This window comes from Nonomuraea sp. NPDC049684, assembly GCF_044465345.1.
Classification (GTDB): Bacteria; Actinomycetota; Actinomycetes; order Streptosporangiales; family Streptosporangiaceae; genus Nonomuraea.
This window is the reverse complement of the sequence record NZ_JBITLO010000013.1, coordinates 115,652-140,323: the sequence shown is the minus strand read 5'-3', so window position 1 is coordinate 140,323 and position 24,672 is coordinate 115,652. Positions and strand designations below refer to the sequence as shown.

Here is a 24,672-nt window from a genome sequence, read left to right as displayed (position 1 = left end):
TAACGGATCCGTTCACTGCCGTGTAACCCGCTCGAGGCCACGCTGGCGGCCATGATCAGAGCCCTCTGCACGGCCGTCCTGGCGGCGGCCTGCTCCATGTCCGCACCCGCGTCCTCGCCCGCCACCACCTCGGACGAGCGCTGCACCGCCGCCACCGCGCCACCTCCGGAATCGGCGCCGCCGACCTCGGTGAACACGCTCCGGCAGGCGTACCTCTGCGTGCTGGACAACTACTACAGCGGTCCGGCCATGGATCCGAAGGCATTGCTGAAGAGCGCCTTCGCCGCCTACACCCAGGACCTGATGCGCCGCGACGCCGATCGGGCCGACCTCCGCCTGCCCGAGCTGACCGGCAACCGAGACGTCGACTGGGCCGCCTTCGCCGGAGTCCTCGGCGCCGGTGACGTCTCCGCGCTGCGCGCCGCGATCACCGCGATGGTCGCCGGACTGCACGACAACCACGCCCGCGCGGTCAGGCCGGCTCCCGAGCCGGAAGGCGGGCCGACCGGAACGGGCATCGTGGGCATATCAGCCCGGCAGGGCCGGCAACTCGACCCGGCGGCCAAGCCGCCGTTGTTCATCACCAGCGTCCTGCCCGGCAGCCCCGCCGCCAGGACCGGCATCAAGCCCGGAGACATCATCGTCAAGGCCAACGGCGTGCCCACGTTCGTCGGGAACACCGTGAACCAGAGCATCGTCGCGGCCTTCGCCACCAACCCGGTGAAGCTCACGCTCAAGCGCCCCACGACGGGACGGACCCGCACCGTCGAGCTCAAGGAGGGGCCCATCACGAGGCAGCCTCCGGCGGTGACATCGAGGACGCTTCCCGGCGGCGCCGTCCACGTCCGGCTGCCCGGATTCTTCGAAGGCGCCGCCGACCAGGTCATCGCCGCGCTGAAGGGCAGACCGAAGGCGGTGGTGCTCGACCTGCGCGGCAACGGCGGCGGGTCGCCCCGCGAGGTGACGCGGCTGCTCGGCGCGTTCGCACACGGCAAGGTCACCAGCTACTTCTGCCCGCTCAAGGGCGACTGCCTGCCCAACCGGACCGACGACACCGTCACGCTGCTCGGCTCGCGCCTGCTCGTCCTCACCGACCGGGGATGCGCCTCGGCCTGCGAGGACTTCAGCGCGGCCGTCAAGGACAACAGACTGGGCACCCTCATCGGGACCCGCACCGCGGGTGCCGTCTCCGGCCCCGCCGCAAGCTACCTGCTCAATGACGGCAGCCTGCTGCTGCTGCCCAAGGTCAGGCACCTCGGCCCCGCCCGCGAAACCATCGACACGATCGGTGTGCCGGTCGACCACTACGCCCCCATGACCGCGCTCGACCTGGCCACCGGGCGCGACCCGGGTGTGGTCAGGGCGCTGGCGCTTCTTTGACGCCCTCACCACAGCGGCCTGGCCAGATCCGCTGGATCTATCGAAGGAGTGGATCGTGAGCATTGCTGTCGGCACGCCCGTACTGAGCGCCCGCGGGTTGCGGAAGGAGCACGGCAAAGGGGACGGACTGGTACGCGCCGTCAACGGCGTCGACCTCGACGTAGGCGCAGGAGAGACGGTGGCGATCACGGGACCGAGCGGCTGCGGAAAGTCCACGCTGCTGCACCTGCTCGGCGGGCTGGATCGGCCCTCGGCCGGCGAGGTGCGGCTGAACGACCGGCGCATCGACAACATCAGCGAGAAGGCCCTGGCCAGGATGCGCCGGACCGACGTCAGCTACGTCTTCCAGTCCTTCCACCTGATGGAGGAGCTCACCGCCGTGGAGAACGTCGAGCTGGCGGCGCTGCTGGCCGGACGCTCGCCGCGGCTCGCACGGCGGCGCGCGGAGGAGCTACTGGATCAGCTCGGGCTCGCCGGCCGGGCGCGGTTCCTGCCCTCCGCGCTCTCCGGCGGCCAGCGGCAGCGGGTCGCGGTCGCCCGGGCGCTGAGCAACGAGCCGTTGGTCGTCCTCGCCGACGAACCGACCGGAAACCTGGACAGCGCCGCCACCTCGGACGTCCTCCAGCTCTTCCACGACCTGCGCGAGTCCGGGCAGACGCTGGTCATCGTCACCCACGACGCGCGGATCGCGGCCACCGCGGACCGGACGTTCTCGATGCGCGACGGCGCGCTCGTGGACGAGACCAGGTCGACCGGCGGCGCCACCGGGCAGCTCGGCGCGCTCGCCGGGCCGGAGGACTGACCGCCATGAGCCACATCGTCCTCGTGGTCCGCCTGGCCCTGCGAGACCTCCGGCGTCGCCGCACCGAGGCCGCGCTGCTGCTGCTCGCCGTCCTGGCCGCCACCACGACGCTGACGCTCGGGCTCGTCCTGCGCGACGCGGCCGCCGACCCGTACCGGAGCACCCGGTCGGCGACCGACGGACCTGACGTGGTGGTGGTCGCCGTCGCCGGCCAGGCCGGCGACCTCGCGGAGCTCGGCGAACTGGCCGCCGCCTCCGGCGTCACCGAGCACAGCGGACCGTACCCCGTCATCGCGGGGACGCTCAAGGCGTCCGGCCGGACGTCGGACGTCCAGGCCATGGGGCGCGACGCCGCCGCCGCGGCGGTCGATCAGCCCGAGGTGACCCGGGGCAGTTGGGTCAGCGACGGCGGCGTGGTGCTCGAAGCCGCCTTCGCCGACTCGCTCGGTGTGGGCGTCAGCGACCCGGTCACCCTGGGTGGTAGGTCGTTCAGGGTCGTCGGCGTCGCGGTCACCGCCGCCATGCCGCCCTATCCCGGAGCGTCCTGCATCGTCTCGGCCGGCTGCGTCAACGGCGCCGTCCCCGACGACCGGGACCTGCCGGCGGGGTTGCTGCACAATCCCGGGCTGGTCTGGCTCACCCGGGCGGATGCGCGGAGCCTCGCCCCGGACCGGGGCTCCCTGTCCTACGTGATGAACCTGAAGCTGGCCGACCCGGACGAAGCGCAGGCGTTCGTCGACCGGGCCGGCGGCGCCATGACCATGCAGACCTGGGAGAGCATTCTCGCCGACGCCACCGACCTGGCCCGGGACTCGCAGATCCTGCTGCTGATCGGCGCCTGGCTGCTCGGCCTGCTCGCGGTGGCCAGCCTTTCGGTGCTGGTCCACGGGCGGATGGCCGATCAGACCCGGCGTATCGGGTTGCTCAAGGCGGTCGGCGGCACGCCGGGCCTGGTCGCTGCGGTGCTCCTCGCGGAGTACCTCCTGGTGGCCGTCGTCGCGGCCACGGCCGGGCTGACGATCGGAGCGCTGACCGCTCCGCTGCTCACCGAGTCCGGCGCCGGTCTCGTCGGCAGCGCGGGGGTCGCGTCGTTGACCTGGTCCACGATCGGTCTGGTGACCGCCGTGGCACTCGGCGTCGCGGTCGTGGCGACCGCTGTGCCGGCCTGGCGCGCGGCCCGCTCCAGCACCGTCGGTGCGCTGGCCGACGCGGCACGCCCTCCCCGCCGGACCGGGTGGCTGATCGGTCTCTCGACGTGGCTGCCCGTTCCGCTGCTGCTCGCTCTGCGGGTCGCCGCCCGCCGGCCGCGACGGGTCGTGCTCGGCGTGGCAAGCATCGCGGTCACGGTCAGCGGCCTGTACGTCCTGCTGGTGCTCAACGCCTTCCTCGGCGGCCAGCCAGCCGCCGGCGCATACACCGAAGCGCAGGTGGCGGTGCTGCGGCACGTGCTGCTCGTCTGGACGGTCGTCCTGCTCTGCCTGGCGGCGGTGAACGCCGTCGTCATCACCTGGGCGACGGCGGTCGACAACCGGCATGCGTCGGCGCTGGCCCGCGCCCTCGGCGCGACCCCCCAGGCGGTGACCGCCGCCCTGGCCACGGCGCAGGTGCTGCCCGCGCTCCTGGGCGCCGTCCTGGGGGTCTTCCCGGGCGGGTTCCTGCTGTTCGCCGCGATCAACGCGATCACCGGCGGCGACGGCGACAAGGTCTCGCTTCCCCCGTCCTGGCAGCTGATCGTCCTCGTGCCGGCAACCGCGCTCGTGGTGGCGGCGCTCACCTCCGTTCCCGCCCACCTCGGCGGACGCCGTCCCGTGACCGCGACTCTCTGACCCGACCACCGCGGCAAGCCCGGCGATGCCAAGGAGGTTCACGCGGTTTGACAGGATCGTGACCCATGATCGATGGATTCGCGAAAGACAACCTGCACGAGAGGCTGCGGCGGGACCGCAAGGCGCTGCTCTGGAAGCTCGACGGCTTGTCCGAGTACGACGCCCGCCGACCGCTGACAGCGACCGGGACCAACCTCCTCGGCCTGGTCAAACACCTGGCCACCGCCGAGGCCAGGTACTTCGGCGAGGTCTTCGACCGCCCGTTCCCAGAACCCCTGCCCCGGTGGCAGGACCCGACGGCAGCGATCTGTGGGCGACCGAGGACGAGACCCGCGAACAGATCATCGGGTTCTACCGGCGCGCCTGGGAACACTCGGACGCGACGATCAACGAGCTGCCCCTCGACGCCCCCGGCCGCGTGCCGTGGTGGCCGGAGTCGACGCCGGCCCGGCACACGAACCTGTTCGCCATCATGGTCCACGTCCTCGTCGAGTCCTCCCGGCATGCCGGGCACGCCGACATCCTGCGCGAAGGACTCGACGGCCGGACCGGGTTGCGCGTCGAGCACGAGGGGCAGATCGACGAGGAAGCCCGCGCAGCCTACTGCGCGAGGATCGAGCAGGCCGCCAGGGCGGCCCGCCCCGACCAGGGCGTCAGGCCCTGACAGCGCGCCCGGGCAGCGCGGTCGGCAGTAGCTGCTCGTCGCGGACCACGAACCGGCCGCCCACAAGGACGTGCACGAACCCGGAGGAATGCCTGACCGTCTCGGTGTAGGTGGCACGGTCGCTGACGGTCTCGGGGGCGAAAACGGTCAGGTCGGCGTCGCAGCCCACCTGGACGCGGCCCTTGCGCCGCATCGCCGGGACGCCCGAGCCCACCACGTCGGCGGGGACGAGCGTGCACCGGCGCACGGCCTCGGGCAGCGACAGGACACCGTTCTCCCGGACGAGCCTGCGCAGCGTGCGGCCGTAGGTGCCGGCCGTCCGGGGGTGGGTGACGGCGTCGCGCCCGAGCGGCCAGGACAACGGGTCGGGCGCCCCCGAGCGCCACAGGAGGGGGACGGCGTCGGTGGCGACGGCGGCGTCGGTGAAGGCGAGGGCCCGCTGGATGTAGTCGAACTGGGCGGGGTCATCCTCGTCGAGCAGGTGGACGAAAGCCGCCGAGCCGGGTTCGCTCTCGCGGATTCGACGCAGGGTGTCGGCGTCGGGGATGCGGCCCTCGGCGCCGAGCAGGCCGATGGAGTGCGGGGTCAGCCCGCGCCGGTGAAGGAGCTCAGGGGCGAGGAAGGCCGCGCCGACGCCCGTCATGCCCGCGCCGTAGGGATAAGCCTCGGTGGTGACGCGCGAGCCTTCGGCGCGAACCTTCTCCACCAGGCCGAGCACGCGGTCGACATGGCGGATGGAGGTGCTGTTGACGTGGCAGTAGTGCATGTGCGCGCCGGTCTCGGCGGCGGCGCGGACCACCTCCTCGGCGCCGTCGACGGGGGTGGTGGGATCCATCTCGACAAGTTCGCGGGCGTGGGTGTAGGTGGGCAGCCCGGCGCGGGCGGCGAGGGCGGCGACGGCGAGGTATTCCGAGGGATCGACCCGGGGCGCGTAGCCGACGAGGATGCCGATGCCGAGCGCGCCGTCGCCGAGGTCGCGCTCCAGCATGCCGACGATCCGGTCGACGACATGTCGCGGAGCGGCGCGCTGCCATTCCTCGCGGCCGATGTTGGCGAGGAAGTCGTCGCTCAGGTCGCCGCTGGTGTCGAGGCCGAGGAGGACGGACATGCGGGCCACGGCCCAGGAGGTGGCGAAGCCGTAGTTGAGGGGCCTGCCCTCGGTCTCGGCCCTGCGGTAGGCGGCGGCGACCGGGTAGGCGCCGGCTTCGAGTTCCAGGACGGTGGTGACGCCGTCGAGCGCCTGGAGGCGGTGGCCGGCGACGTCCGTGCTGTGGCTGTGCAGGTCGATGAAGCCGGGACTGACGACCAGGCCGGTCGCGTCGACGGTGGTGACGCCGTCGAGCGGCTGGTCGGAGACGGCCTGGATGACCCCGCCGTTGACGCCGACGTCGCGTACGGCGTCCAGGCCGGTCTCGGGGTCGATGACCCGGCCGCGGGTGAGGACGAGATCGTATGTCGTCACGCGAGCTCCTTCGTTCCGAGGCTGAACTGCTCAGGGCGCTGGGGCACGATCAACGCGATCAGCGCGCCGAGGACGGTTGTGGCGATGAGCAGGCCGAAGGCCGCGGTGTAGGAGAACTTGTCGACCAGGAAGCCCATGAGGACGGGCGCGAGGACGCCGGCGATCTGGCCGCCGACGTTGACGACGCCCATGCCGGATCCGATGAAGGCGGGCGGCAGGGCGCGCACGGGCATGCCGAGGATGCCCATCGTGGAAAGGCCCGCCACGCCCATGGCGAGGGTCTGGTAGACGGTGAACCCGACGGCGGAGTCGGCCATCAGCATGAGCACCAGGAGCACGGCGGTGACCAGGAGCAGGGGAATGACGTAGAGCCGGGCCCTGTCGTGGAAGAAGCGGTCGAACAGCCAGCCGCCGAGGAAGGCGGTCGCGCACGAGACCAGGCCGGGGATGGCGGACATGACACCGGTGTTGATGAGGGAGATGCCGCGCTCCTCCAGCAGGTAGCTGGGCACCCAGGTGATCAGGCCGTAGCCGAGCATGTTGGTGGTGCAGAAGAGGGCGGCGAACTTCCAGACCGACGGCGAGCGCATGACAGTGCCGAGACTGGTCCCCTTCTCCTGAACGACGTCGGAGCCGTTGAGGTGGGCGGGCAGCGCCTTGGGCAGCAGCTTCCAGAGCAGGACGCCGATGACGACGCCGGCGGCGGCGGTGACCCAGAAGGTGTGGCGCCAGCCGAGGGCGAGGATGAGCGGCGCGACGATGAGCGGGGCGACGCCGGCGCCGAGCTGGTTGGAGGCGAGCATGGCCCCGGCGGCGGTGGCGCGGACGGCAGGGGTGGTGCGTTCCGCGACGGCCTTGAAGGACGCGCCGGGAAAGAGGCCCTGGCCGACGCCGAAGAGAGCACGGATGACGAGGAGGGACGCCAGACCCCAGGCGACGCCGGTGAGGGCGGTGAAGACCGACCAGAGCAGCAGGGAGACCATGAGCTGGCGGCGGGCGCCGAACTTGTCGGCGAGGATGCCACCCGGCACCTGGCACAGCAGGTAGACCAGGGAGAAGGCGGTGATCAGCCAGCCTTGCTCGGTCTTGGTGAGCGCGAACTCCTCGCCGATGAACGGCAACGCGACGGCCATCATCACCCGATCGACGTAGTCGATCACCCAGACGCCCATGAGCAGGCCGACGGTGACGGCAGCCGTTTTACGTATGTGCGCGGGCGCCAAGGTGGACGTGCCTTCGGCAAGTCTCATTCACAGGCCTCCGGAGGTAGATCAACGTTCCAGCAACCCTCCATCACGTCACCTGCGAGTGCTTCGTGCAGGAACATGAAGTCGGGGCCGCCGGCGGTGCAATTGCACCAAGATCGACCCGCCGCTGCGGCTCGAAGGGCGAAGACGGGCGGAGGCCGGAGCTCGTCAGGGGTGCGGCAGCGCAATGATCTTGCGGTACTTGCCGCCGGCCGACTGCTCCGGCGGCTCCTCGGCGCGCTCGATCGTCACGTGACCGGCTTTGTGCTCGGTCAGCAGGTGGAGGGTCCGGTCGCGGGCGGCCTCCCAGACGCGGTCCGCGTCGGCGCCGCCCGCGGCCCGCAGGCGTACCCGCAGGACGGTGGGCGCGGTCTGGACGAGCTGGAACTGCTCCATGCCGGGAACGGCAAGCGCGGTGCTGAAGGACATGGGCGAGATCTCGACGCGTTCGCCGCGCTCGGCGGGAAAGGTGAGCAGGTCGGCCGCGCGCCCCTGGACCTGGACGGCCGGGAGCGGGTTGCCGCACGGGCACGGGTCGGGGCGGACCAGGACGCTGTCACCAAGGTCGTAGCGCAGGATCGGCTGCACCCGGTTGGCGAGATTGCTGATCAGGACGGTGTGCGAGAGCCGCCCCGGGGGCACCGGCCGATGATCGGCGTCCACCGGCTCCAGGACGACCCAGTCGCTGTTGACGTGGTACCAGCCCTCCCGGCAGCCGGCGGTGAGGAAGCCGCACTCGCCGCACGCGTAGGCGGCGCGGACCTTCGCCCCGAACGCGGCGGCCAGGCGTTCCCTGGTCTGCGGGCTCAGCGTCTCGCCGCCGGGGATGACGAGCGCCGGGCGGATGCGCAACCGGCCGGCCTCCTGCTCTCCCGCCAGCAACGTGAGCAGCCCGACGAAACCGGCGACGCTGGCCGGATCGAACCGGTTGAGCTCGTCGACCATCTTCTCCATCGGCTGGTCGGTCGGGATGACCCGCATCAACCGGCGGAGCCACGGCCGTTCCAGGGCGGCCCGCGCCGGCCCGGCGAGGGTGGCGAAGTGGCCCCGGGGCGCCGTCACGATGGCGGTGCGGCCGGCGCGGGCCAGGGTGCGCAGGACGTCGCGGGCCGACAGCCCGGCTCCGGTGCGCAACCCGGTGGCGGTGTGCACGGCCAGGCACCGGTCGTCCTGCACGAACAGGCCGCGTTGCCCGCTGGTGCCGGTGGTCGTGGTGACGAGGTAGCGGCCGAGGAACCGGTGGCCCACGAGATCGGGATCGGCCACGAACGCCTCGACCCGCTCGCGGGTCACCTCACGGTCGGTGCCCCAGTCGTCGAAGCGGGCCATCAGCGTCTTCTTGTCGGTGACCGGGAGCAGCTCCGGGTCGTCGGCCCCGTCCGGCAGGTCGCGGTAGAGCTCGCGGTAGAAGGGCGAGTGCGCGCGGGCGTGGGCCACCAGCTCGGCCAGGCGGGCCCGTCGCCGCCGCGCGATCGCCTCCGGGCCTTCCCGTACGGCGCGCCGCATGTCGCGGGCGAGCCGCCGGACGCTGTCCCCCATGATCGTCGCTCCTGTCTGCGGTGATGCGTCAAAGGTTCGGGACGGGCGGCGGCACCGAGCGCAGGCCGCGCATGGCGATCTCGACGCCGTGCCGCGCGGCCTCCCACAGCTCCTCCTGGGACCGGCCGAGCTGGACGCTGGCCAGCCCCGCCTGCTGGATGGCGCCCATCAGGGCCCCGACCATCGCGGCCGCGGTGATCGGGTCGAGGCCGGGGAACGCCTTCAGCAGCTCGGCCGCGACGCGCTGCTGGAGGTCGAGCATCAGGTAGAGCCCCTTGGCCTGGAGCGCCGGCGTGGTCAGGGCCAGCCGGGTGACGCCGGACAGCTCCGCGGCCTCCTTGGCGGGGATCTTGGGCCGGCGGTGGGCGGCGTACCGCTCGACCGCCCTGGCCAGCACCTCGCCGGGGCCCTCCTCCGGGTGGCGGTCCGCGATGGCTCCGACCAGCACGTCGAAGTCCCGTTCCATGTCGACGAAGAGCACTTCGTCCTTGGTGCGGAAGTAGTTGAAGAACGTCTTGGGATCGACGTCGGCCGCCGCGGCGATCTGCGTCACGGTGGTCTGCTCGTAGCCCTGCTCCTCGAACAGGGCGAGGGCCGCCGAGACGATGTGCTGCCGGGTCTCCCGCTTCTTCCGCTCCCGCCGCGACTCCTGCATGCGAGCAAAGCTACTCTCGCTGGAAATTTCTAGCAACTGGAAGTTTTGCGGCATGGCACCGCCTCTCCAGGCGGCTACAACGTCTCGGTGAGGGCGTCGAGGTCGGCCAGGCGTCCGGCGGGGTCGAGGCGGGCGGCCGCGGCGACCAGCAGCAGCTCGGTGACGGCGATCTGGTGCGCCAGCGGCGCGATCGGCCCGGCGGCCTCGCGCGGCAGCCTGATCAGCACCTCCGCCCGCGCCGCGAGCGGCGACTCCCAGGCGTCGGTGACCAGCGCGAGCCGCGCGCCGCGCGCGCACGCGGCCTCGGCGAAGCGGGCCGTGGCGGGGGAATAGCGCCGGAAGTCGTAGGCCACCACGGCCGCCGAAGCGCCCAGGTCGAGCAGCGTACGGGCGCGCGCGGACGCCGAGTCGGGCACCCGGTGCGCCCCCGGACGCAGCCCGGCGAGCTGCCTGATCAGGTATTCGGCGGCCAGCTCGCTGATCGGCCCGCCGAGCGCCCACACCGACGCGGCCCCCGCCAGCAGGTCGCCGACGGCGTCGAGCAGGGGCTCGGTGACGGCGTCGAGGGTGCTGTCCAGCCCGGCGCGCAGGTCTTCGGCGGCCCGCTGCGCGCCGGGGGACCTGGCGACGAACTCGCGCAGGCGCGACCGGTCGCGGGCCCCGTCGCGCACGGCGGCCTGGAACCCGGCGAACCCCGCGTACCCGAGCCGGTCGAACAGGCGGGAGGCGGTCGGCGGGCTGACCCGGGCCCGCTCGGCGAGCGCGCGCAGCGAGCCGAGCGCGGCGAAGGGGTAGTCGTCGAGCAGCACCCGAACGACGGCCCGCTCACCGGGCGGCAGATCGGGGTAGACCGCGCCGAGCCGGCTCGCGACCGGATCCTCATCCATACTGACGAATGTTACATCACTCCCCTGTTGGCGTGATTGGCGAAACGAATGTTACGGTCGCCGGTATGAGTACCTGGAACGGACTGATCGACAGCGGCTACCGGCGCTGGCTGCCGGTCACCCCCGGCACCCCCTCCGTCTCGCTCAACGAGGGCAACACGCCGCTGCTGCGCTCGGCGCACCTGTCGGCGCTGACCGGCTGCGAGGTCTGGCTGAAGGTCGAGGGCGCCAACCCCACGGGATCGTTCAAGGACCGCGGGATGACCGTGGCGATCAGCAGGGCCGCCCAGGCCGGGGCCGAGCTGGCCGTGTGCGCCTCCACCGGCAACACCAGCGCCTCGGCCGCCGCCTACGCCGCGCGCGCCGGGCTGACGGCCGCCGTGCTCGTGCCGAGGGGCCGGGTCGCGCTCGCCAAGCTGGGCCAGGCGGTCCGTTACGGGGCGCGCGTCGTCGAGATCGACGGCACGTTCGACGACTGCCTGCGCGTGGCCCGCGAGCTCGCCGACCACCACCCGATCGCGCTGGTCAACTCCGTCGGCAACGAGCTGCGGCTGGCCGGGCAGCGCACGGTCGCGTACGAGATCGTCGACGCGCTCGGCGACGCGCCCGACATCCACTGCCTGCCGGTCGGCAACGGCGGCAACATCACCGCCACCTGGGGCGGCTACCGCGTCTACCAGCAGGAGGGCCTGTCCACGCGGTCGCCGCGCATGTGGGGCTTCCAGGCGGCCGGGGCGGCGCCGCTCGTCCACGGCGCGCCCGTCGCCGAGCCCGAGACCGCGGCGAGCGCGATCCGCATCGGCAGCCCGGCCACCTGGGACGGCGCCCTCGACGCCCGCGACCGGTCCGGCGGGCTGATCGCCGCGGTGACCGACGCGCAGATCTTCGAGGCGTACGAGCTGGTCGCCCGCCGCGACGGCGTCTTCGCCGAGCCCGCGTCGGCCGCCGGGATCGCCGGCCTGCTCGACCAGCACGCCAGGGGCAACCTGCCGCCGGGTCAGCGCATCGTGATCACCCTCAGCGGCAACGGCCTGAAGGACCAGGACGCCTCGCTGCGCGGCGGCTACACCGCCACCGAGACCTCCGCGGCCACCTCCGACGTGGCCCACGCCCTCGGCCTGGCCGCCTGACCAGCTCCGACGCCCCTCGCGCCCTCCGCCTCCTCGGCCCGGTCTGCGCGCTCCGGGCGGGGGGACGATCTTCGAGGGGTCGACGTGCCGTCCTGGGCTGAGCGGGCGATCTTCTGGCACGTCCACCCCCAGTAGGCTCGGGCCGCCACAGTCTGCAGGGAAGGATTGCTGAAGTGCTCACTCTCGCTGCGGTCGCCGAAGACCCGCTCGTCCTGACGCGTCGCCTGAACCTGAAGGACGGTTCGGACGTCGTCTTCCGACCACTCACGCACGCCGACGCGGAGGGGCTTGCAGCCTTCCTGGACGGGCTGTCGGCCGCAACGAGGCGACTGAGCACCTTCGACGGGCACGACCTCAAGGCCGCCAGGAAGCTGTGTGACGCGATCGCGCGCTACGACAAGCTCAGGCTGGTGCTTGAGGACGTGCTGTCCGGCAGGATCGTCGGACTCGTCGAATTCAGCCTCGACCTCCACCCGGCGGACATCGCCCGCTACCAGAAGGCCGGCATCCCCCTGGCGGCGACGGACTGCCGCTTCGGGCTGACCCTGTCCGACGACCACCAAGGGAGAGGGGTGGGAACGCAGATCTTCCCGCTCGTCGCGGACGTCGCCCGGCAGTTCGGCAAGACGAGAGTCATCCTGTTCGGCGGCGTTCTCGCCGGCAACCCACGCGCCCTTCGCTACTACGACAAGCACGGCTTCCGGCTGGCCGGATCCTTCACCGGGAGTGACGGCGCACAGTCGTTCGACATGATCCTGGACCTGACTCCGCTTCCAGGCCGGTGACGCCTTCGCCCAAGCGCGACCGCCGCCCACCAGGCGGATGGACCGGCCCGTTGTGACGTCGCTCACAAAGTGTCACAGACGCGTAGGGGGTTCCGTCTCAGAGCGCATGACGAACACGGAACGCACCACCGCGCTGATCACCGGAGCCAACAAGGGGCTCGGCCTCGAAGCCGCCCGCCGTCTCGGCGCGCTCGGCTGGACGATCTTCCTCGGCTCCCGCGACGAGGCCCGCGGTCAGGCGGCCGCCGCCCGGCTGGCCGAGGACGGCATCGACGTGATCATGATCCCCCTGGACGTGACCTCCGACGCGTCGGTGGACAAGGCCGCGCGGCTCGTCCGCGAGCACACCGACCACCTGGACGTGCTGGTCAACAACGCCGGCGCGCCGGGGAACGCCGTCCCGCCCGCGGACGCCACGGCCGGGGAGATCCACGCGGTCTACGACACCAACGTCTACGGCCCGGTCAGGGTCACCCACGCCTTCCTGCCGCTGCTCCAGGCCGCCGAGCACCCGCGGGTGGTGATGGTGTCCAGCGGCGGCGGCTCCTTCGCCGTCATCACCGACCCCGACCAGCCCGTCTCGAAGATGCACGAGCTCGCCTACAGCTCCTCCAAGGCGGCCCTGAACATGATCACCGTCCGGTACGCCCACGCGCTCCCGCACATCAAGTTCAACGTCGCCACCCCCGGCGAGACCGCCAACCACAAGTTCGCCGCCACCGACATGAACCGCCACACCGGCCTGCTGACGGTCACCGAGGGCACGGACTCGATCGTCCGGCTCGCGACCCTCGGCCCCGACGGCCCCACCGGCGTCTTCGTCGACCGCCTCGGCCCGATCGCGTGGTGACCTCCGTGCGTCACCCGACCCGCCCGTCCGGCTACCCTGCTGGGCGTCGTACGCAAGCACCGCCGGACGGGAAGGCCGAGCAGATGAGCCGCGGCACAGCAGCCGACGAGACCGATCCCCTGCCGCAGGCGGACGTGACCGGTTACCGGCCGCTGCTGTTCTCCATCGCCTACGGGATGACCGGTTCCGTGGGCGACGCCGAGGACATCGTGCAGGACGCGTTCCTCGGCCTGACCAGGGCGCGCAACGCGGGCACCGTGATCAGCGAGCCGAAGGCGTACCTGACGACCGCCGTGACGCGGCTGGGCATCGACCACCTGCGCTCGGCGCGGGTGCGACGGGAGACGTACGTGGGCGAATGGCTGCCCGAGCCGGTCGTGGCGCAGCCCGGCGAGCCGGGGCCGGCCGAGCACGCCGAGCTGGCCGACTCGTTGTCGATGGCGTTCCTCGTGCTGCTGGAGTCCCTGTCGCCGGTGGAACGGGCGGTGCTGATGCTGCGCGAGGTCTTCGGGTACGGCTACCAGGACGTCGCCCGGATCACCGGCAGGACCGAGGTGAACTGCCGGCAGATCCTCACCCGCGCCAGGCAGCGCATCGCCGCAGGCCGGCCGTCCCGGGACAGCGCGCCGGCCCACGCGCCGACCCAGGCGCGGCGGGCGGCGGGCGAGGAGCTGGCCCGCAGGTTCTTCGACGCGGCCTCCGGCGGCGACCTGGACGCGCTGCTCGGCATGCTCGCGCCCGACGTAGTCCTGCACGGGGACGGCGGCGGCAAGGCCCAGGCGATGGCCAGACCGGCGGCCGGGGCGCCCCGCGTGGTCAAGATGCTGGTCGCGGGGCTGCGCCGGGTCCGCGCGCTCGGCGTCACGGTACGGACGGCCTGGGTCAACGGCCGTCCCGGCGCGGTCATGTACGACGCCGGGGGACGCGTGGCGGGCGTGGTCGAGCTGGACGTCGCCGACGGCGTGATCCAGTCGATCCACTCGGTGGTCAACCCGGACAAGCTCGCCCATCTCGGCCCGGTCTCCGACGTCGCCCGCCTCCCGGAGAAGTGAGCCCCGTCAGGAGGCGGCGGCGGTGTAGCGGCGGGCCAGCCGGGCGAAGGCGTCCTTGAGCTCGGCGGGGCCGACGACCTCGATGTCGGCGTCGAACCTGCCGAGCGCGGCCGCCAGCCCCAGCCACGACCACGACCCCATGACGACCCGGCAGCGGTCCGGCCCCGCCTCCTCGACGAGCCCGTCCCGGACGTAACGGGACACGACCGTCGCGGGCAGCGCGAGGATCACCTCGCCGCGGCAGGGCCAGTCGCCCGCTTCGTCCGAGCCGCGGAAGCGCGCGGTGACGAAGGCGGCCACCCCGCCGCCGGGCAGCTCGCGCGGGGTGAAGCGCGGCCCGGTGGGCGTGCGCGGCCGGACGCGGTCGGCGCGGAAGGTGCGCCAGTCCGCGCGGTCGAGGTCCCACGCGACCAGATACCAGCGCCCGCCCCAGGTGACGAGGTGGTGGGGCTCGACCCGCCGGGGCGGCGGGAGGCCGCCGCCGCCGTCCGCCTCCGCCGGGTAGTCGAAGCGCAACACCTCACGGGCATGGACGGCGGCGCTGAGCGCGACGAGCACCCCTCCGGCGACCTGCGGCTCGGGCCGTGCGCCCGCCCGCTCGACGGCGGTCACCTGGAGGGTGTCGATCCGGTGGCGCAGCCGTGCGGGCATGACCTGCCGGACGGTGGTGAGCGCCCGCGCGGCGGCCTCCTCGATGCCCGCCCCGGCGGTGGCGGCGATCTGGAGCGCGATCGCCAGGGCGACGGCCTGCTCGTCGTCGAACAGCAACGGCGGCAGCTCGCTGCCCGCGTCGAGCCGGTAGCCCCCGTCGGGGCCCTTGATCGCCGCGATGGGGTAGCCGAGGTCGCGCAGCCGGTCGACGTCGCGGCGCACGGTGCGCGGGCTGACCTCCAGCCGCTCGGCGAGCAGCGCCCCCGGCCAGTCGCGGCGCATCTGGAGCAGCGACAGCAGGGCCAGCAGGCGTGCCGAGGTCTTCTGCATGTCTGCCATGGTGCCGCAAGAAGAGGCCACAACCTGACCGCTTCCTCCGCCAGCATGGGCACCGCAACCGGGAGCCGGACGGCTCCCGGTGACCATGAACCGAACCGGCGAGGAGCCTGCCATGTCTGCCAATGTCGTCATCCATCTGAACTTCCGGGGCGAGGCCGCCGCTGCCCTCGCGTTCTACCGCTCGGTGTTCGGCGGGGACGTCACCACCGTGACCTACGCGGACGCCGGGAACGTCCAGGACCCCGCCGACGCCGACCGGGTGATGTGGGGCCAGGTGGCCGCGCCCGGCGGCTTCCGCGTGATGGCCTACGACGTGCCCGCCCACCTGCCCTGGGACCAGGGCGAGAACGCGTTCTTCGTCTCGCTCGGGGCGGGCACGGCCGAGGAGGCCACGGAGTACTGGGAGGGGCTGGGCGCGGGCGCGACCGTCGTCCGGCCGCTCGGGCCCGCGCAGTGGGTGCCGCTGCACGGCATGGTGCGCGACCGCTTCGGGGTGACCTGGATCGTCGAGCACGGCGCGTCCTGAACCCGGAAAGACGTGATGACCGTCACGGCGCGTCCCGAACACCGGAAGAGAAGATGACCGTTCTGAGCACCAGGGCGCTCAACCGGGCCACGCTCGCCCGCCAGTTGCTGCTCGACCGCGCCGGCCTGCCGGTCCTCGACGCCGTCGCGCACCTGTGCGGCCTGCAGGCGCAGGAGCCGCAGGAGCCCTTCACCGGGCTCTGGTCACGGCTGCGCGCCTTCGACCCGGCCGCGCTGTCGGCCCTGCTGACCGGCCGGGACGTGGTGCGGACCCACCTGATGCGGCGAACCGTCCACCTGGTCACCGCCGCCGACGTCCTGGCCTGGCGGTCCCGGCACGACGCGATGCTGCGCCAGCGGGTGCTCGGCGTCTACCGCCGCGAGCTGGCCGGGGTGGACCTCGACGAGCTCGCGGCGGCCGGACGGGCGGTGCTGGCCGACGGCGAGCCGCGCTCGATGTCGCAGCTCGCGCGGGCGGTGGCCGGTCGCTGGCCCGGGCCGGGGCCGCGGGCGCTGGGCGAGATGCTGGTCGCCGCGCTGGTCCCGATGGCGCAGCTCCCGCCGCGCGGGCTGTGGCGGACGCGGGCGGGCGTGCGCAACCTGCCGCTGTCGGCCTGGCTGGGGCGGGAGGTGGACCCGCCGTCCGCCGACGGCTCCGACCCGGTGGGGCAGGCCCTCGTACGGCGTTACCTGGCGGCGTACGGCCCCGCCGCCACGGCCGACCTGCGGGCCTGGTCCGGCCTGGCGGGCCTGCCCAAGGCCGTGGCGGCGGCACGCGACGAACTGGTCGCCTTCCGGGACGAGCGCGGCCGCGAGCTGCTGGACCTGCCCGGCGCGCCGCGCCCGGACCCCGGCACGCCCGCCCCCGTGCGCTTCCTGCCGGCGTTCGACAACGCGATCCTCGGCTACGACGACCGCGGCCGGATCATCGACCGCGAACACCGCGGCCTGTCGGTCGCCGGCGCCCGGACCGTCCTGGTGGACGGCCGCGTCTCGGCCACCTGGACCGTCGAGGACGACACCGTCCTCGTCACGCCGCTGCGCGGCCTCTCCCCGGCCGAGCGCGCCGCCGTCGGCGAGGAGGGAGGAGCTCTGGCGGCGTTCCTCTCCGACGGGGCCGGCGACCGCACCCGGATCCTCGGCGACTGAATACATCCTCATAAGCTCGGCCATACTGTCAGGACCGCAGGCTTCCTGGTGACGGACGGGCCGGCGGGTAGGAGGTGAGGACGAGAGGAGCCGACGCCATGAACGTGCCCGACCACGACGCCGGGCCGCACCGCCCGCAGGACGGACGTCCCCGCGGGCTGCGCGACCTGACCCACGCGGGCGGGTACGTCGTGGACGACCGGGGCCGGATCGTCGAGGTCGCCCCGCGCACCGAGGCGCTGCTCCGCCGTCCCGCCGCCGAACTGCTCGGCGGCGACGCCCACGACCTGCTCCACCGCGGCCCGCGCGGCGAGACGCTGCCGCGCAGCCGGTGCGCGATGCGACGCCCGCTCATCACCGGCGGCACCTCCCAGGGCGAGCGGGAATGGCTGGCGCGCGGCGACGGCTCCCTGCTGCCGGCCTCCTGGCTGGTCACGCCCTGCCTGCTGGCCGACGGCAGGACCGGGGCGCTGGTGCTCTTCCACGACGCCGAGGAGCCCGGCGCGCAGATCCCGGAGCCGGAGCACGAGACGTCCATGTCCGAGCTCGACCGGCTGGCCCTGCTGGCGGAGACCACCACGACGCTCACCGCCAGCCTCGACGTGGACGAGACGCTGCGCCAGCTCGTCCGCCTGGTGGTGCCGCTGCTCGCCGACTGGGTGGTGGTGGACCTGCTCACCGAGCACGGCGGCGTCACCCGCGCCGCCGTCGTCCACCACGAGGACGGCGTCCTGGTGCACCACGAGGACCTGGAGGGGCCGATGCCCGCGGTCCCGGAGGAGTCGCCGATGCCGCTGTCGCGGGCGTTGCGCGGGGTCACCGCGACGCTGGCCGGGCCGCAGACCTACCAGGGCGCCCCCGACTCCGGCATCGCCGTCTTCCAGCAGGAGCTGTTCCGCAGGACCGGCATGCACTCGGCGGGCATCGCGCCCATCCGCGGCGTGCGCGACGTGGTCGGGGCGCTGACGCTCGGCCGCGCCGAGCGGCCCGGCGCGTTCACCACCGCCGACCTGCTGCTGGTGGAGGACATCGCCCGGCGCGCCGGCCTCGCCCTGGACAACGCCCGCCTGTACGAGCGGCAGCGCCGGGTCGCCGAGACCATGCAGCGTCACCTGCTGCCGCGCCTGCCCTCGGTGCCCGGCCTGGAGATGAGCGCCCTCTACGTGCCCGCCCCCCGCGCCTCGCAGGTCGGCGGCGACTGGTACGACGCCTTCACCATGCCCGACGGCGCCACCGCCCTGGTGATCGGCGACGTGGTCGGCCACGACCTGGAGGCCGCCGCCGGGATGGCCCAGGTCTGCAACATGCTGCGCGCCTACGCCGGCGCCGAGCAGGACCAGCCCAGCGCCATCCTCGACCGGCTCGACCGCGCGGTGGTGCGCATGGCCCAGGCCACCATGGCCACCGTCGTCCTGGCCCGGCTGGAGCACACCGACGACGGCCGCTGGCTGCTGTGCTGGAGCAACGCGGGCCATCCGCCGCCGCTGCTGGTCGAGCGCGACGGCCGTACCCGCTTCCTGGAGGAGGGCCAGGGGCTGCTGCTGGGCACCGGCATCCGCGGGGAGCGCTCGGACGCCGTCGTGGAGCTGCCGCCGGAGTCCACGCTCGTGCTCTACACCGACGGGCTGATCGAGTCCCCGGGGCATTCCCTGGACGAGGGGCTGGCCCGCCTGAGCCGGTACGCCGCCTCCCACACCCACCGCCCGCTGAACGCGCTCGGCGACATGCTGCTGGAGCGCGTCCGGCCCGAGGACAACGACGACGACGTCGCCATGCTGACGCTGCGCGTGCCGCCCCGGGTCACCGCCCCGGACGGACTGCGCGGCGGCGTGCCGGCCGGCGAGCGGAGCCTGCCCGCGCTCTGACGGCCGGCGCGCGTCACGACCGTCCGCGCCGCGCGTCCGGGCAGACGTCCCGGTAGGGCACGTCCTTCAGGTACCGCCGCCACTCCTGCGGGCTCATCGTGCGGCCCGCGCGCTCGCACACCAGCCGGGCCACGGACTCGGCGCCCACCGGGATCCGGATGGTCGTCCCCGAGGTGTTGCCCGAGACGTACAGGGTCTGGTCGTCGGCGCTGAAGGCCAGCCGGTCGAGGATGCCGATGGGGAAGGAGCCGATCCGCTCCCGCGAGCCGACGTCCCACACCTGGACGGTGTACACGTCGTCGAACGTCTCCCCGATGGACCTGCCGATCAGCGCGAGCAGCGAGCCGTCGTGGCTGAACAGCACGGTCTCGACCTGCGCCCGGGCGGCCACGCGCAGCGCGGGCGGCAGTTCGCGGCCGGTGGCGACGTCCCACAGCTCGACCGTCGCCGAGCCGAGGGCGAGCACCTGCGCGGTGGGGCTGAGCGCGATCGCCAGGCCCGACCGGTTGAAGCCGGGGCCGACGGCCTTGCCGGTGCGCAGGTCGTAGACCTTGCCGGTGGCGGTCACCACCGCCGTGCCGTCGCGGGTGGACACGATGGTCTCGGTGGCCGTGGCCAGGGGATGCCGGGCGAGCGTCCGGCCGGTGCCGGCGTCGAGGACGACCAGCTCGTTGCGGGCGTCCCGCTGGCTCAGCTCCTTGAGCGACAGCACCAGGCGGCGGCCATCGGGGGTGAACGCCTTCGACAGCACGAACTGCGTGCGCGGCACGGCGTGGCGCCACAACCGGCGGCCGGTGGCGACGTCCCAAAGGCCGGCCGAGGAGTCCGGGCCCTCGGCGGACAGCCGGGCGCCCGCCGGGTCGAACAGCTGTCCGGTGGCGCCCGCGCTGCCGGCCATGGGGACGCCGAGCCGGGCGCCGTCCCACACGCGGACCGGCCCCGAGTCCTTGGTGGCGGCGGCCAGGCGGCCGTCCTGGCTGAAGGCGTCCAGCTGGTAGCCCTGCGGCAGCCGGGTGGAGGGCAGGCGGGAGGTCAGGTCGGCGGTGACGGTCGAGTTGTCGAGCACGTACCGGACGGTGTGTCCGTCGGCCTCCAGCCAGACGTCCTCGGGCTCGCCCTCGGCCCGGTAGAGGGCCAGCTCGTCGCCGTCGTCCGCGTCGAGCAGGTGCAGGGTACGGCCCTCGACGGCCAGCAGGCGGCGGCCGTCGGGGCTGAGCCGCAGCCGTCCGGCCAGCGTGTCGTCCAGGGCCGACTCCTGCCAGAACGGCCGGTCGGTGTCGGGCACCTTCCTGGCGGTGGCCAGGTCGAAGGCCGCGATGTCGCCGTTGGCGCACAGCAGCCGCCTGCTGTCCGGCGTGAACGCCACCACCGGCCCGCACGCCTTCGGCAGGCGGGTGTCCACGGTGAGATCGGGCAGGCGGATCACCTTGAGCCCGCCCTGGTTGGGCCCGACGCCCGCGATGTAGGCGCCGGAGGGCGCGATCGCCGGAGCGAGGCCCGCCTCCAGCTTCGGGGTGTAGGCGGCGCCGGTCCTGGTGTCCCACAGGAGCTCCAGGGAGCTGTCGCGCATCACCGCGGCCAGGTTCTCGTTGCCGTCGAAGGCGACGCTCACGCCGCCCTCGCCGATGCGGTGCTCGCGCAGCTTGGCGCCCGTCCTGGCGTCCCAGGCGTAGGCCGTGTCCCTGCTGACCACGACCAGCGTGCGCCCGCTCGGGCTGAGCGCCGCCGCCGTGGGCAGCGCTTCCAGGCCGCGCGGCCACCGCCAGAACGCGGTCTGCCGGCCGGAGGGCACGTCGTAGACCCGCACGCCGTCCTCGCCGGCGATGGCCCGCACGCGCCCGCCGGCCGCCGACGCCGACGCCGAGACGCCCTTGGCGCCGGGGTCGCGGAAGACGGCGCTCTCCGGCATCGTCAGCGAGGTCGTCAGGCTGCGCCGGGTGCCGGGGGCGGGGGCCAGCCGCCAGCCCGCCACGCTGAGCAGCATCGCCGTGACCGGGTCGCTCGTCCGCAGCCGGTCGGCCTCGGCGGCGGCCTGCCGCCCGACCGCCTGGTCGCGCTGCCGGCCCGCCAGAAGGCTCTGCTCGGTCACCTGCCTGCCGCGCAGCACGGCGAGGCCGCCCGCCGCCAGCGCCACCACCAGCAGCCCGGCCAGCGCGGCCGTGGTCAGCCGCCGGCGGCGCACCCGCCGTCTGGCCAGGCCGGTGCCCGCGGCCAGGAAGTCGCGTTCGAGCGGGGTCAGCGTGATGTGCCGGCGGCCGGTGGCGGCCCAGGTCAGCGCCTGATCGAGGCGGCTGCCCTGGAGCAGGTCGCCGTCCTTGCGGCCGTTGCCGGCCCACTGGCGGGCGGCGTCGCTGAGCTGGCCGAGCACGGCGAGCCCGTCGCGGTCGCCGTCCACCCAGACGCGCAGCCGCGGCCAGGCGCGCAGCAGCGCGGGACGCGACAGCGCCACCGCCTCGTCCTTCTGCGTCACCAGGTAGGAGAACACCTGGAGGATGTGCTCGATCGCGCGCGTCTCCCGCTCGGAGCGTCCGGCGAGCAGGTCCTCCTTCGACGCCCAGCGCACGGCCTCGTGCCCGTCCTCGGTGACCGTCACCAGGCGCAGGAACACCTCGGCGGCCAGCTCGCGCTCCTCGGGCGCGAGCGCGCCGTAGGCGTCCTCGGCGATCGTGCCAAGGGCCGGGTCGGCCTGCTCGGGCACGTGCACGCCCCTGGCGGCGCGGCTGCCCGCCGTCAGCAGCCCGCGGGTGTCGGCGCTGTTGCCGCTGACCAGCGCGAGCAGCAGGTCGCGGGCGGTGGGACGGGCCGCCGGGTCCTTCTCCAGCGCGGCCGACACCAGCGAGGCCAGCCGGGGCGGCAGCCCGCTCAGGTCGGGCTGGGCCGACAACACCCGGTGCATGACCCCGCCGAGGTTGTCGGCGCGGAACGGGTCCTGGCCCGTGGCGGCGAACACGATGATCGCGCCCCAGGCGAACACGTCGGCGGGCGCGCCCGCCCGCTGCCCGGTGAACACCTCGGGGGCCATGTACGTGGGCGTGCCGGCCACCTCGCCGGTCCTGGTCAGCGACATGTCCACGGTACGCGCGACACCGAAGTCGATCACGCGCGGGCCGTCGGTGCCGAGCAGCACGTTGTCCGGCTTCAGATCCCGGTGGATCACGCCCGCGTCGTGCACGGCGGTCAGGGCGGTGGCGATGGCCGTGGCCAGCCGGTGCAGGTCGTCCCCGGCGAACCGGCGCCCCTGCTCGACCGCCCGGCGCAGGCTGGGGCCCGGCACGTACTCGCTGACGATGTACGGCCTGCTGCCCGACAGGTCGCAGTCGAGCACCCGCGCCGTGCAGAACGACGCCACCCGCCCGGCCGCGGCCGCCTCCTTGGCGAACCGCTCGCGGCTCCCCGGGCTGTCGGCCATGTGCAGGACCTTGAGCGCGACTCGGCGGCCCTCGGGGTCGTAGGCGTCGTACACCACCCCCTGGCCCCCGGACCCGAGCCGTCCGGCCAGCCAGTACTGCCCTATGCGCTGCGGTTCCCCGGCGTTCGACGCTTCCACGGCGTGTTAGATGCCCTCTCCCGTCGCAAAGTTCCCCTCGCGCAGGTAGGCGTCCAGCGCGCCGGCGGCGGCGAGCATGGCCAGGCCCCTGACCGTGAGCCGGTCGTGCCAGTCGCGCAGCGTCGCCTGCAGGGGTTCCATGCCGCCGGCCGCGCGCACCTGGTCCAGCACCTGCCGGATCTGCTCCAGCCCGTAGCCGCCGCGCCGGAGCTGGTGGGCCAGCAGCACGTCGCGCACGTCGGCGGCGGTGTAGACCCGGTAGCCGGTACGCGGGTCGCGCCGGGGCACGGTCAGCCCGGCCCGCTCCCACTTGCGCAACGTCGCCGGCTTGATGCGCAGCCGGCGGGCCAGCGGGCCGATGAACGTCACGCCCGGCTCCGCCTCGCGCGGCGGCGCCAGGTCGCGCAGCGCGCGTTCGACGGCCTCCAGCGTGCCGCGGTCCTCGGCGAGCTGGGCGTGACCGTCGTCGATCAGGCGCAGCGCCGCCGCGACGCCGCCGCCGTTCACGGCCCGCATGATCGCGGTCGCGGTCGCGTGCCCGTGGGCCGGGACCAGCGCCAGGAACGTCCGCAGCGCCGCCGCGTGGCGCGGGGTGTAGACGCGGTAGCCGTGCGCGGAACGCTCGGACGGCGGCAGGATCTCCGCCTCCTCGTAGTTGCGCACCGCCTGCGTGGACAGGCCGTGCGCGCGCGCCAGATCGATGGGCCGCATGTTGAAGGCACGCCCTCCTGCCCGCCGGGGAATCGGCCGAAAGCTTACACGAGAAGTTCAACGATACGGTTGAAGGCATGACGACCTCGATCCGGGACGCCGTCCAGGCGTTCACCGGCGGCGCCCTCGCCGCGCTGCTGCCCCCCGGCGTGCGCGTGCTCGGCCTGGGCGAGCCCACGCACGGCGTCGAAGCCTTCCTGGAGCTGCGCAACGAGCTCTTCCGTCACCTCGTCGAGCACGAGGGCTACCGGTCGATCGCCGTCGAGAGCGACTGCCTGGCCGGCCTGACCGCCGACGCGTACGTCACCGGCGGCGACGTCACCCTCGACGAGGCGATGAGCCGCGGCTTCAGCCACGGGTTCGGCGCCTCGCCCGCCAACCGCGAGCTGCTGCGCTGGATGCGGGCCCGCAACGAGCGGTCCGCGCCGGGCGACCGGCTGCGCTTCGACGGCTTCGACGCCCCGGTGGAGATCACCGGCCCGGCCGCCCCGCGCCCCGCCCTGACCGCCCTGTACGACTACCTGGCCCCCCACCTCGACCTGCCCCTGACCCGCGAACGGCTCGACGCGCTGCTCGGCCCCGACGAGCGCTGGACCGACCCGGCCGCCCTCACGGACCCGGCCCGCTCGATCGGCCGCGCGCCGGAGGCCGTGGAGCTGCGCCTGATCGCCGACGACCTCGGCGTGCTGCTCACCGCGCACGCCCCGCACCTGGCGGCCGTCACGTCCGGCGACGACCGGTGGCGCGCCGGCCTGCACGCCCGCGCCGCCGTCGGGCTGCTGCGCTACCACGCCGGCATGGCCGACCCCTCGCCGCGCCGGCTCGGCACGCTGATGAGCCTGCGCGACGCGATGATGGCCGGCAACCTCGACGCGATCGTCCGGCGCGAGGACCGCCGGGGCCCCACCCTCGTCTTCGCCCACAACCGCCACCTGCAGCGCGACGAGAGCCGGTGGTGGTTCGCGGGCGAGGAGCTGCGGTGGTGGAGCGCGGGGGCCGTCCTCGCCGCGTGCCTCGGCGACCGGTACGCCTTCGCCGCCTCGGCCTTCGGCTCCCGCGGCGCCGACGTCCCGGCCCCCGGCACCCTCGAAGGGATGTTGTCGGACGTGTCCGGCGCCCGCGCCGTCGTCGACCCCCGCCGCCTGGCCGGGGCGCTCGACGACGGGCCGGCGGCCCGCGTCCCGGCGGACCACACGTACCTGGCCCTCGACCCGGCCACCGTCCACCAGGCGGACGCGATCGTCTTCCTCAGGGAGATCTGAGGTCAGCGGGCCGGCGCGCGGTGCGCCTGGCTCTCGACGGCGCCGGCCGAGCAGCCCAGCAGGTCGCCGGAACCGCGCGGCCGTCGCCAGGAGATGCTGCGCAGTTTTTCATTGCATTTAGCGAATAATGTCCGCCGGGCGAATTCTTTTCGCGTGGCGACGCCGGACGCGCGCTGGTTAAAGTCGGGGTGACGCCAGGCTCCACGAAGCCCCAACCAGAGGACTGAGCTGATGAACTGCGGTCACTGCGACAGCCCCAACCTGCCCGATTCGCTGGTCTGCGCTAATTGTGGCCGCCATTTCCAGGGCGATCGCCCGGCCGCGACGGAAGTCACGCGATATCT

20 protein-coding genes and 1 pseudogene are annotated in these 24,672 nt (G+C 73.7%); 13 read left to right on the top strand and 8 right to left on the bottom strand.

Features of this window, described 5'->3' with window-relative positions; all coding sequences use genetic code 11:
- The first annotated feature begins 51 nt into the window (after positions 1-51).
- From ACIBST_RS34405 to ACIBST_RS34385, 5 genes and pseudogenes are all read left to right on the top strand, one after another.
- Positions 52-1,380 carry a S41 family peptidase gene (locus ACIBST_RS34405; protein WP_397177765.1) on the top strand — a complete coding sequence of 443 codons (1,329 nt, stop codon included), beginning with the start codon at positions 52-54 and terminating at the stop codon, positions 1,378-1,380.
- Between the two features lie 55 nt (positions 1,381-1,435).
- Positions 1,436-2,182, top strand: coding sequence for an ABC transporter ATP-binding protein (locus ACIBST_RS34400; protein WP_397177764.1), 747 nt, complete (start codon positions 1,436-1,438; stop codon positions 2,180-2,182).
- A 5-nt stretch (positions 2,183-2,187) separates the two neighbouring features.
- On the top strand, positions 2,188-4,008 hold the full coding sequence (locus ACIBST_RS34395) for an FtsX-like permease family protein (RefSeq protein ID WP_397177763.1): 1,821 nt from the start codon (positions 2,188-2,190) through the stop codon (positions 4,006-4,008).
- Between the two features lie 65 nt (positions 4,009-4,073).
- Positions 4,074-4,250: pseudogene (locus ACIBST_RS34390) on the top strand (DUF664 domain-containing protein); the annotation flags it as partial.
- 41 nt (positions 4,251-4,291) lie between these two features.
- Complete coding sequence (locus tag ACIBST_RS34385; protein ID WP_397177762.1) at positions 4,292-4,672, top strand: DUF664 domain-containing protein; 381 nt, start codon at positions 4,292-4,294, stop codon at positions 4,670-4,672.
- Here ACIBST_RS34385 and ACIBST_RS34380 read toward each other — a convergent pair.
- From ACIBST_RS34380 to ACIBST_RS34360, 5 genes are all read right to left on the bottom strand, one after another.
- Positions 4,662-6,134: an amidohydrolase family protein gene (locus ACIBST_RS34380; RefSeq protein WP_397177761.1), complete on the bottom strand. Its 1,473-nt coding sequence runs from the start codon at positions 6,132-6,134 to the stop codon at positions 4,662-4,664. The two genes, ACIBST_RS34385 and ACIBST_RS34380, sit on opposite strands and share 11 nt — an antisense overlap.
- Positions 6,131-7,384 (bottom strand): MFS transporter, encoded by a 1,254-nt coding sequence (locus ACIBST_RS34375; RefSeq protein WP_397177760.1) that lies wholly within the window; start codon positions 7,382-7,384, stop codon positions 6,131-6,133. The genes ACIBST_RS34380 and ACIBST_RS34375 overlap by 4 nt, the downstream gene beginning before the upstream one ends.
- A 165-nt stretch (positions 7,385-7,549) precedes the next feature.
- Positions 7,550-8,920, bottom strand: a complete 1,371-nt coding sequence (locus ACIBST_RS34370; RefSeq protein WP_397177759.1) for a hypothetical protein — start codon at positions 8,918-8,920, stop codon at positions 7,550-7,552.
- A gap of 28 nt (positions 8,921-8,948) precedes the next feature.
- Positions 8,949-9,575 carry a TetR/AcrR family transcriptional regulator gene (locus tag ACIBST_RS34365; RefSeq protein ID WP_397177758.1) on the bottom strand — a complete coding sequence of 209 codons (627 nt, stop codon included), beginning with the start codon at positions 9,573-9,575 and terminating at the stop codon, positions 8,949-8,951.
- A 74-nt stretch (positions 9,576-9,649) separates the two neighbouring features.
- Positions 9,650-10,462 (bottom strand): MurR/RpiR family transcriptional regulator, encoded by an 813-nt coding sequence (locus tag ACIBST_RS34360; RefSeq protein ID WP_397177757.1) that lies wholly within the window; start codon positions 10,460-10,462, stop codon positions 9,650-9,652.
- Positions 10,463-10,527: 65 nt separating this feature from the next.
- Here ACIBST_RS34360 and thrC point away from each other — a divergent pair, with 65 nt between their 5' ends.
- The 4 genes from thrC (at position 10,528) to sigJ (ending at position 14,279) form a co-directional block, all read left to right on the top strand.
- A complete protein-coding gene (thrC, locus tag ACIBST_RS34355) occupies positions 10,528-11,592 on the top strand; it encodes a threonine synthase (RefSeq protein WP_397177756.1) in 1,065 nt (354 codons plus the stop codon).
- Positions 11,593-11,765: 173 nt separating this feature from the next.
- Entirely contained in the window at positions 11,766-12,377 is a 612-nt protein-coding gene (locus ACIBST_RS34350; protein ID WP_397177755.1) for a GNAT family N-acetyltransferase, read from the top strand.
- 106 nt (positions 12,378-12,483) lie between these two features.
- The gene (locus ACIBST_RS34345; protein ID WP_397177754.1) at positions 12,484-13,227 is read left to right on the top strand and encodes an SDR family oxidoreductase; all 744 of its coding nucleotides are present in this window, start codon (positions 12,484-12,486) and stop codon (positions 13,225-13,227) included.
- 83 nt (positions 13,228-13,310) lie between these two features.
- Positions 13,311-14,279: an RNA polymerase sigma factor SigJ gene (sigJ, locus tag ACIBST_RS34340; RefSeq protein WP_397177753.1), complete on the top strand. Its 969-nt coding sequence runs from the start codon at positions 13,311-13,313 to the stop codon at positions 14,277-14,279.
- Positions 14,280-14,285: 6 nt separating this feature from the next.
- On the opposite strand, the gene ACIBST_RS34335 is transcribed toward sigJ, so the two are convergent.
- Positions 14,286-15,260, bottom strand: coding sequence for a helix-turn-helix transcriptional regulator (locus tag ACIBST_RS34335; protein WP_397177752.1), 975 nt, complete (start codon positions 15,258-15,260; stop codon positions 14,286-14,288).
- A 121-nt stretch (positions 15,261-15,381) separates the two neighbouring features.
- On the opposite strand from ACIBST_RS34335, the gene ACIBST_RS34330 reads away from it, so the two are divergent.
- The 3 genes from ACIBST_RS34330 to ACIBST_RS34320 all read left to right on the top strand — a co-directional run bounded on the left by ACIBST_RS34330 (position 15,382) and on the right by ACIBST_RS34320 (position 18,808).
- Positions 15,382-15,795, top strand: a complete 414-nt coding sequence (locus ACIBST_RS34330; RefSeq protein ID WP_397177751.1) for a VOC family protein — start codon at positions 15,382-15,384, stop codon at positions 15,793-15,795.
- Between the two features lie 53 nt (positions 15,796-15,848).
- Positions 15,849-16,943 carry a winged helix DNA-binding domain-containing protein gene (locus ACIBST_RS34325; RefSeq protein WP_397177750.1) on the top strand — a complete coding sequence of 365 codons (1,095 nt, stop codon included), beginning with the start codon at positions 15,849-15,851 and terminating at the stop codon, positions 16,941-16,943.
- A gap of 98 nt (positions 16,944-17,041) precedes the next feature.
- Positions 17,042-18,808, top strand: a complete 1,767-nt coding sequence (locus ACIBST_RS34320) for a SpoIIE family protein phosphatase (RefSeq protein ID WP_397177749.1) — start codon at positions 17,042-17,044, stop codon at positions 18,806-18,808.
- Between the two features lie 13 nt (positions 18,809-18,821).
- Here the strand turns inward: ACIBST_RS34320 and ACIBST_RS34315 are convergent, their stop codons facing one another.
- Both ACIBST_RS34315 and ACIBST_RS34310 read right to left on the bottom strand, forming a co-directional pair.
- The gene (locus tag ACIBST_RS34315) at positions 18,822-22,355 is read right to left on the bottom strand and encodes a WD40 repeat domain-containing serine/threonine protein kinase (protein ID WP_397177748.1); all 3,534 of its coding nucleotides are present in this window, start codon (positions 22,353-22,355) and stop codon (positions 18,822-18,824) included.
- Positions 22,356-22,361: 6 nt separating this feature from the next.
- Positions 22,362-23,066 (bottom strand): MerR family transcriptional regulator, encoded by a 705-nt coding sequence (locus tag ACIBST_RS34310; protein ID WP_397177747.1) that lies wholly within the window; start codon positions 23,064-23,066, stop codon positions 22,362-22,364.
- A 77-nt stretch (positions 23,067-23,143) separates the two neighbouring features.
- Here ACIBST_RS34310 and ACIBST_RS34305 point away from each other — a divergent pair, with 77 nt between their 5' ends.
- Positions 23,144-24,328, top strand: coding sequence for an erythromycin esterase family protein (locus tag ACIBST_RS34305; RefSeq protein WP_397177746.1), 1,185 nt, complete (start codon positions 23,144-23,146; stop codon positions 24,326-24,328).
- Positions 24,329-24,672: the final 344 nt, after the last annotated feature.

Coding starts and splice junctions, on each gene's coding strand:
- ACIBST_RS34405 (WP_397177765.1), top strand. CDS start 52: ATGATCAGAGCCCTCTGCACGGCCGTCCTGGCGGCGGCCTGCTCCATG.
- ACIBST_RS34395 (WP_397177763.1), top strand. CDS start 2,188: ATGAGCCACATCGTCCTCGTGGTCCGCCTGGCCCTGCGAGACCTCCGG.
- ACIBST_RS34375 (WP_397177760.1), bottom strand. CDS start 7,384: ATGAGACTTGCCGAAGGCACGTCCACCTTGGCGCCCGCGCACATACGT.
- ACIBST_RS34370 (WP_397177759.1), bottom strand. CDS start 8,920: ATGGGGGACAGCGTCCGGCGGCTCGCCCGCGACATGCGGCGCGCCGTA.
- ACIBST_RS34365 (WP_397177758.1), bottom strand. CDS start 9,575: ATGCAGGAGTCGCGGCGGGAGCGGAAGAAGCGGGAGACCCGGCAGCAC.
- ACIBST_RS34360 (WP_397177757.1), bottom strand. CDS start 10,462: ATGGATGAGGATCCGGTCGCGAGCCGGCTCGGCGCGGTCTACCCCGAT.
- thrC (WP_397177756.1), top strand. CDS start 10,528: ATGAGTACCTGGAACGGACTGATCGACAGCGGCTACCGGCGCTGGCTG.
- ACIBST_RS34345 (WP_397177754.1), top strand. CDS start 12,484: ATGACGAACACGGAACGCACCACCGCGCTGATCACCGGAGCCAACAAG.
- sigJ (WP_397177753.1), top strand. CDS start 13,311: ATGAGCCGCGGCACAGCAGCCGACGAGACCGATCCCCTGCCGCAGGCG.
- ACIBST_RS34335 (WP_397177752.1), bottom strand. CDS start 15,260: ATGCAGAAGACCTCGGCACGCCTGCTGGCCCTGCTGTCGCTGCTCCAG.
- ACIBST_RS34330 (WP_397177751.1), top strand. CDS start 15,382: ATGTCTGCCAATGTCGTCATCCATCTGAACTTCCGGGGCGAGGCCGCC.
- ACIBST_RS34325 (WP_397177750.1), top strand. CDS start 15,849: ATGACCGTTCTGAGCACCAGGGCGCTCAACCGGGCCACGCTCGCCCGC.
- ACIBST_RS34320 (WP_397177749.1), top strand. CDS start 17,042: ATGAACGTGCCCGACCACGACGCCGGGCCGCACCGCCCGCAGGACGGA.
- ACIBST_RS34310 (WP_397177747.1), bottom strand. CDS start 23,066: ATGCGGCCCATCGATCTGGCGCGCGCGCACGGCCTGTCCACGCAGGCG.
- ACIBST_RS34305 (WP_397177746.1), top strand. CDS start 23,144: ATGACGACCTCGATCCGGGACGCCGTCCAGGCGTTCACCGGCGGCGCC.